The organism is Halomonas sp. BM-2019 (genome assembly GCF_017584085.1).
Genome location: NZ_CP071922.1, coordinates 1,380,253 through 1,387,439, shown reverse-complemented (window position 1 = coordinate 1,387,439; position 7,187 = coordinate 1,380,253). Strand labels below are relative to the sequence as shown.

Sequence of the window (7,187 nt, the reverse complement as noted above, 5' to 3'; positions counted from 1 at the left end):
AAGCGACCGTCTTCGATGCCGGCGGCACGCAGGCGCCCGCCGGCGGGATCCTCCAGCCACAGTGCCGCCGCCGGCAGGTGGCGCGTCACCCAGGCCAGCCAGTCGCGGTCGGCACTCTCGGGGGCGCCGGCCAGCTGCCAGCGCTGGCCATGGCCCAGGGGGATACGCGCCCAGTAGGCGCTCTCCTCGCACCAGCCGGGGCTCACCGCCAGGTCATCGGGCACCAGCAGGGTGGCCTCCCAGGCCACCGGCAGCGGCGCCAGGGTCACGGCGCCGTGCTTGGACTCGGGCTGGCCGGAGACGGGGTCGAGGTGGGCCGCCAGCAGGCTGCCCATGCGGGCGCTGCCGCTGAAGCGATCGGTCCAGTGCATGGGCACGAACAGCTCGCCGCGGCGCTGGCCCTTGGCGAGCCGCACCCGCCCGAGATAGTCGCCGCCTTCGCCGGTCAGCCTGGCCAGCTGCTGGTCGGCCACGCCGAAGGCGTCGGCGTCCTCCGGGGTGATCTCGATAAAGGGCTCGGCGCGGTGGTTCATCAGCCGCGGCGCACGGGCGGTGCGGGTCATGGTGTGCCACTGGTCGCGGATGCGCCCGGTATTGAGGCGCAGCGGCCGCGCCTGCCTGCTCGGGTGCCCGCGGGCGCACCGGGATCAGCCGGGCCAGGCCGTCCGGGGTGGCGAAGCGGCCCTCCTCGAAGAGCCGGGCGGTGCCCTGGGGAGCCGCGGCATTGACCGGCCACTGGATGGGCGCGAGGGCGTCATAGGCGGCGCGGTCGAGCCCGGCCAGCCCGGAGATATCGAACAACCGCTCGCCCGGCGTGCCGGGAAGGTTCTCGAAGCCGGAGAGCCGGGCGTGCTCGTCGAAGATCTCCGCCGGGTGCGCGTAGTCGAAGGCCTCGCCGTAGCCCAGGCGCCTGGCCACCTCGGTGATGATCCACCAGTCGTGCTTCGCCTCCCCCGGCGGCGGCAGCAGCCCTCGCTGGCGGGAGATGCGCCGCTCGGAGTTGGTCACGGTGCCGTCCTTCTCCGACCAGGAGGAGGCCGGCAGCACGATATCGGCGTAGGGCAAGAGGTCGGTGTCGGCCATGCACTCGGAGACGATCACCAGCGGGCACTTGGCCAGCGCCGCCCGTACCCGGTCGGTCCGGGGCAGGCTCACCGCCGGGTTGGTGGCCATGATCCACACCGCCTGCACCTCGCCGCGCTCGATCGCCTCGAACAGTTCCACCGCCTTATGGCCGGGCCCCTCGGGCAGGGTCGGAGTGAGCGACTCGGTGGACCAGAAGCGGGCCACCCGCTCGAGGGCCCCCGGGGTGTGGTAGTCCATGTGGGCGGCCAGCTGGTTGGCCAGCCCCCCCACCTCGCGCCCGCCCATGGCGTTGGGCTGGCCGGTGATGGAGAAGGGGCCGGCGCCGGGCAGGCCGAGCTTGCCGCCGGCCAGGTGGCAGTTGATGATGGCGTTGCACTTGTCGGTGCCGCTGCTGGACTGATTGACCCCCTGGGAATAGAGGGTCACCACGTGCAGCTGGCTGGCGAACCAGTAGTAGAAGGTCTCCAGGCGCTCCGGGTCGACATCGCAGTCGGCGGCCACCGCGGCCACCGAGCAGTCCTCCTCTCGGGCCGCGGCCAGCGCCTCCTCGAGGCCCTGGGTGTGGCGCTCCAGGTAGAGCCGGTCGAGCTTGCCCCGCGCCTCCATCCAGGTCAGCAGGCCGGTGAACAGCCGGGCGTCGCTGCCGGGCTTGAGACCCAGGTAGAGGTCGGCGATCTCGCAGCTGTCGGTGACCCGGGGATCGATCACCACCACCCGCATCAGCGGGTTGCGGGTCTTGGCCACCTTGAGGCGCTGGTAGAGCACCGGATGGTTCCAGGCCAGGTTGGAGCCTACCAGCACCACCAGCTCGGCCTCCTCCAGGTCCTCGTAGCTGCAGGGCACGGCGTCGGCGCCGAGGCTGCGCTTGTAGGCGGCCACTGCCGAGGCCATGCAGAGCCGCGAGTTGGTGTCCAGGTGCGGGGTGCCGAGGAACCCCTTGAACAGCTTGTTGGCGACGTAGTAGTCCTCGGTGAGCAGCTGGCCGGAAAGGTAGGCCGCCACCGCCCCGTCGCCGTGCTCGCGGCGGGTCGCCGCCAGGCGGTCGGCCACGGCAGAAAGGGCCGTCTCCCAGCCCACCTCCACGCCGTCGAGGCGCGGCCGGGTCAGCCGGCCGTGCTCGCCCAGCGTCTCGTGCAGCGCCGAGCCCTTGACGCAGAGCCGGCCGAAATTGGCCGGATGTTCTGTGTCGCCGCTGACGCCGACGATCCGCTCACCGTCGATTTCTGCCACCACGCCGCAGCCGACGCCACAATAGGGGCAGGTAGTTCGTGCCTGGTGCATGCCGCTCTCCTGTCAGGGTCAGTCGGAAACGAAGACGCCCACCAGCGTCTACCCTGTAATAGGCAGGCGTTGATGGGCGTCGTTGCCAATATGGGAAAGTCAAGCAAGGCGTGTGCCAGAAGGTGTTTTCCGCTGCTATGCCAGTGACGTGGGGCCGTCCGGCCGGCACTTCCGGCCCGGCCAGGCGGAGCCAATTTGCACCAGCGGCTATCGTGGGCACCGCCTCCTGCACCAGGCTGGTGCCAAATCAACGCCGGGGCCGCGCCGACGCCCCGCGTCGAGGCCGCGGCTCGCCGGACCCTGGCGATACCTGGAACGGATATTGCTTTAACGGATATTGTTTTAGAGGCGATACTGCCAGCCATCCCCCTGACGAACGACGACACTGCCATGCCCCCCCTGACCGCTTCTCTCAAGGTGCTCCTGGTTGACGACGAGGTCGTTCGCGCCGCCATGGTCGAGGAGGCCCTGATCGCCGAGGGCCACGAGGTCATCTGTCGGCTGCAGAGCCCGGCCAGCCTCAACGAGATGGTCGCGCGCCATCAGCCGGACGTGGTGATCATCGACATGGAGTCCCCCGACCGCGACACCCTCGACAGCATGGCCCTGCTCAACCGCGAGAACCCGCGCCCGGTGGTGTTCTTCGCCGACCAGCACGACCCTGACACCATGCAGGCGGCCCTCAAGTCGGGGGTCAGCGCCTATGTGGTCGACGGCCTGGTGGCCGGCCGGGTCAAGGCGATCATCGAAGTGGCCATCGCCCGCTTCGACGCCTTCCAGTCCCTGCGCCAGGAGCTCGACCAGACCCGTAACCAGCTCGCCGAGCGCAAGCGCATCGAGCGCGCCAAGGGCCTTTTGATGAAGCACCAGGGCTGCGACGAGGAGCAGGCCTACCGCATGCTGCGCAAGCTGGCCATGGACCGCGGCCAGCGCATCGCCCAGGTGGCCGACAGCGTCATCGATGTCCTGGAGCAGCTGTCGCCCCCTTCGTCCGAGCCTGAATAGGGATCCCCCATGAGTGCCACGCCGACGCCCTCTAGCCATAGCCATCAGGCGGCCAGGCCGCCGACCCCCGAACTCGACCGCCTGACGCTGGGCTTCGTCCCGCTGCTGGATGCCGCCCTGCTGGTGATCGCCCGCGAGCACGGGTTCTTCAGCGAGCAGGGGCTAGACGTTACCCTCTCGCGGGAGAACGCCTGGTCCACGCTGCGCGACAAGGTCGCCGCCGGCCTGCTCGACGGCGCCCAGATGCTCGCCCCCATGCCCCTGGCCATGAGTCTGGGCCTGGAACGCGCGCCCTGCGACACCCTGGCGCCGATCACCCTGTCGCGCAACGGCAATGCCCTGGTGCTCTCCAGCACCCTCGCCGAGGCCGGCAAGGTGACGCTCGGTGACGCACCCCGGGCCAGCGCCCTGGCGCTGGCCCGGGGGCTGGGAGGGCAGCCCGCTCGGCGACGGCCGCGCCTGGCCATGGTCTACCCCTTCTCCTGCCAGCACTATCAGCTGCGCGACTGGCTCACACTCGGCGGCCTGGACCCGGAGCACGACGTCGAGCTGGTGGTGCTGCCGCCACCACGCCTGGCGGCTGCCCTGGAGGCCGGGGAGATCGACGGCTTCTGCGCCGGCGAACCCTGGGGCAGCCTGGCCCAGTTTCGCCACGCGGGGCGCATCGTCGCCACCGGCGCCCAGCTGTGGCCCGAGGCTCCCGAGAAGGTGCTGGGCGTGACTCGCTCCTGGGCCAGGCGCTACCCCGCCACCCTGGCGGCGCTGATTCGCTCACTGATGGCCGCCAGCCGCTGGCTGGCCGCCGCACCGGCGCATCGCCGCCAGGCGCTTCGCTGGCTCGCCCTTCCCCCCTATCTCGACCGCTCGGTGAACCATCTCGACGACCTGCCCCTGGACAGCGCCCCGATCCACCAGCGCCTGTACGGCGACGGCGTGCTGCGCCCCGATATCGAGGCCATGGGCCGCGTGGCCGAGGCGCTGAGCCGCCACCTCGCAGGCCGCGGTCGCCAACTGGACATCGGCACCCTGCATGAGTGCTACGCGCCCGTGCATTTCGATGCCGCCATGCACCATTGACGTGCATGGCGTCCGCCCCGCGGCACGGCCTCGCCCCCACCAACATCGCCCAGATTGCTGAAATATAAGAATAAAATATCGTCATCCGACATTTTGGCCGGCTTCTTGAATAGTGAGGGGCAGCACGGTGATCAATGGCGATCACCCCTGACGACAGATGACACGCATTGGACGAAGGCGTCCCAGCGCTCTCCCCCCGGGGAATTGCGCCGGGTCGCCTTCTTTTCGTTGTCGCCACCCCATTTTCACTCAGCGGAGGTGCCTGACCATGCATCAAGCCCCCCATCCAGCGAACGAGCACCTGGTCATCGTCGGCAACGGCATGGCCGGCCATCGGCTAGTGGAAGCACTGGCCGGCAAGCCGGGGCGGCCGGCGCGCATCACCGTGATCGGCGACGAACTGGACCCGGCCTACAACCGTATTCTGCTCTCCCCGCTGCTGGCCGGCGAGATGGCGCGTCCGGCGCTGACCCTGCGTGACAGGGACTGGTACGCGGACCAGGGGATCGACCTGATCCTCGGCGAGCGAGTCACCGATATCGACCGCGCCGCACGGCGCCTGACCACCGATAGCGGCCGCACCCTCGACTACGACCGGCTGGTGCTGGCCACCGGCTCCCGCCCGGCCCGCCCCCCGGTGCCGGGGCTCGAGCTTCCCGGCGTGGAGGTGTTTCGCGACCTCCGCGACGCCGAGGCCCTGATTCGCTTCACTCAGCGCCAGGCCGCCGAGCGCGACGGCAGCGCCGTGGTGATTGGCGGCGGCCTGCTGGGCCTCGAGGCCGCCGAGGGTTTACGTAAACGAGGACAGGGCGAGCGGGCTCAGGACCAGGGCGGCCTGCGGGTGAGCCTGCTGCAGCGCGACGACCGCCTGATGAACCGCCAGCTCGATCTCACCGCCGCCCGGCTGCTCGAAAACGAGCTGCGTGGCCGCGGGCTCGACATCTACACCGACGCCGAGCTCGAGCGCCTGGAGGCCGACGGCCAGGGCCGGGTGTGCGCCGCCCTGCTGGCCGACGGCACCCGACTGCCCGCCAGCTGTGTGGTGGTGGCCATCGGCATCGTGCCCAACGCCGACCTGGGCCGCGTCGCCGGGCTCACCGTCGACCGCGGCATCGTCGTCGACGCCTGGCTCACCACCAGCGACCCGGCCATTCACGCCCTGGGCGAGTGCTGCGAGTTCGAAGGCCAGACCTTCGGCCTGGTGGAGCCCATCTGGCGCCAGGTCGAGGTGCTCGCGGCCCGCCTCTCCGGCGAGACGGTGGACGGCTACGTCGACGCCCCCTGCGCCACCAAGCTCAAGGTCAGCGGGGTCTCCCTCTACGCCTTCGGCCCCACCGAGCCCGACCCCGACCACGAGGTGCTCAGCTATCGCGACCCCCAGCAGGGCGACTACCGCCGCCTGCTGCTGCGCGACGGCCGCCTGGAAGGGGTCGTGCTCTACGGCGACACCGCCTCCGGCCCCTGGTACTTCGAGCAGGCCCTGGCCGGGTGCGACCTCACCGCCTGCCGCGCCGCGCTGCTGCTCGGCGCCGCCGACGCCCAGACCCTGCTCGACGACGCATCGAACGAATCACCGCAACGCCCCGCGAAGGAGGCCGCATGAACACGCCTGTTAAACCGCAACTGATCATCATCGGCAACGGCATGGTCGGCCACCACCTGGTCGAGCAGCTGGTCGAGCGCGGCGCCACCGAGCGCTACGCCATCACCGTGTTCGGCGAGGAGCGCCACCTGGCCTACGACCGGGTGCACCTCTCCGAGTACTTCAGCGGGCGCGACGCCGATTCCCTGGCGCTCTCCACCGCCGACTACTATGCCGAGCACGGCATCGAGCTGCGCCTTTCCGAGGCGGTGTTCGCCATCGACCGCGACGCCGGCGAGGTGGTCACCGACCAGGGCCGCTACCCCTACGACCGCCTGGTGCTGGCCACCGGCTCCACCCCCTTCGTGCCGCCGATTCCCGGCAACGACCGCGAAGGCTGCCTGGTCTACCGCACCCTGGAGGACCTCGACGCCATTCGTGACGCCGCCGAAAACGCCGCCACCGGCGTGGTGGTGGGCGGCGGCCTGCTCGGCCTGGAGGCGGCGGGCGCCCTGCGCGGGCTGAACCTCGACACCGCCGTGGTGGAGTTCGCCCCCCGCTTGATGCCCATGCAGGTGGACAGCGAAGGCGGCGAGCTGCTGCGCGAGAAGATCGAAGCGCTGGGCGTACAGGTGCTGACCGGCCGCGCCACCCAGGAGATCGTCGACGGCGAGGCCAGCCATCACCGCATGGTGTTCCAGGACGACAAGGTGCTGGAGACCGACCTGATCGTCTTCTCCGCGGGCATTCGCCCCCGCGACGAGCTGGCCCGCGACTGCGGCCTGGAGATCGGCGAGCGCGGCGGCGTGGTGATCGACGACCACTGCCTGACCAGCGACCCGACGATCCTCGCCGTGGGCGAAGTGGCGCTGTGGAACAACAGCATCTTCGGCCTGGTCGCCCCCGGCTACCAGATGGCCAAGGCCGCCGCCGCCACCCTGCTGGAGGGCGGCGAGGCCTTCGCCGGCGCCGACATGAGCACCAAGCTCAAGCTGATGGGCGTGGACGTGGGCTCCATCGGCGACGCCCACGGCGACCGCACCCCCGGCGCACGCCAGTTCCGCTTCCTCGACCCCATCAAGCAGCAGTATCGCAAGCTGGTGGTCTCCAGCGACGGCAAGCGCCTGGTGGGCGCCATGCTGGTGGGCGACAACAG

Annotated in this window: 4 protein-coding genes and 1 pseudogene; 4 read left to right on the top strand and 1 reads right to left on the bottom strand. The window is 70.5% G+C overall.

Features of this window, described 5'->3' with window-relative positions; translation table 11 throughout:
- Positions 1-2,367 (bottom strand): annotated as a pseudogene (locus J5F18_RS07000) (nitrate reductase); the annotation flags it as partial.
- A 390-nt stretch (positions 2,368-2,757) separates the two neighbouring features.
- Here J5F18_RS07000 and J5F18_RS06995 point away from each other — a divergent pair.
- The 4 genes from J5F18_RS06995 to J5F18_RS06980 form a co-directional block, all read left to right on the top strand.
- Complete coding sequence (locus J5F18_RS06995) at positions 2,758-3,372, top strand: ANTAR domain-containing protein (protein ID WP_346301558.1); 615 nt, start codon at positions 2,758-2,760, stop codon at positions 3,370-3,372.
- Between the two features lie 9 nt (positions 3,373-3,381).
- Positions 3,382-4,449 (top strand): CmpA/NrtA family ABC transporter substrate-binding protein, encoded by a 1,068-nt coding sequence (locus J5F18_RS06990; RefSeq protein WP_346301557.1) that lies wholly within the window; start codon positions 3,382-3,384, stop codon positions 4,447-4,449.
- A gap of 268 nt (positions 4,450-4,717) precedes the next feature.
- Complete coding sequence (locus J5F18_RS06985; protein ID WP_346301556.1) at positions 4,718-6,052, top strand: FAD-dependent oxidoreductase; 1,335 nt, start codon at positions 4,718-4,720, stop codon at positions 6,050-6,052.
- Positions 6,049-7,187 (top strand): FAD-dependent oxidoreductase (locus J5F18_RS06980; protein WP_346301555.1); only part of this gene is annotated, 1,139 nt, incomplete at its 3' end. The genes J5F18_RS06985 and J5F18_RS06980, both read left to right, overlap by 4 nt.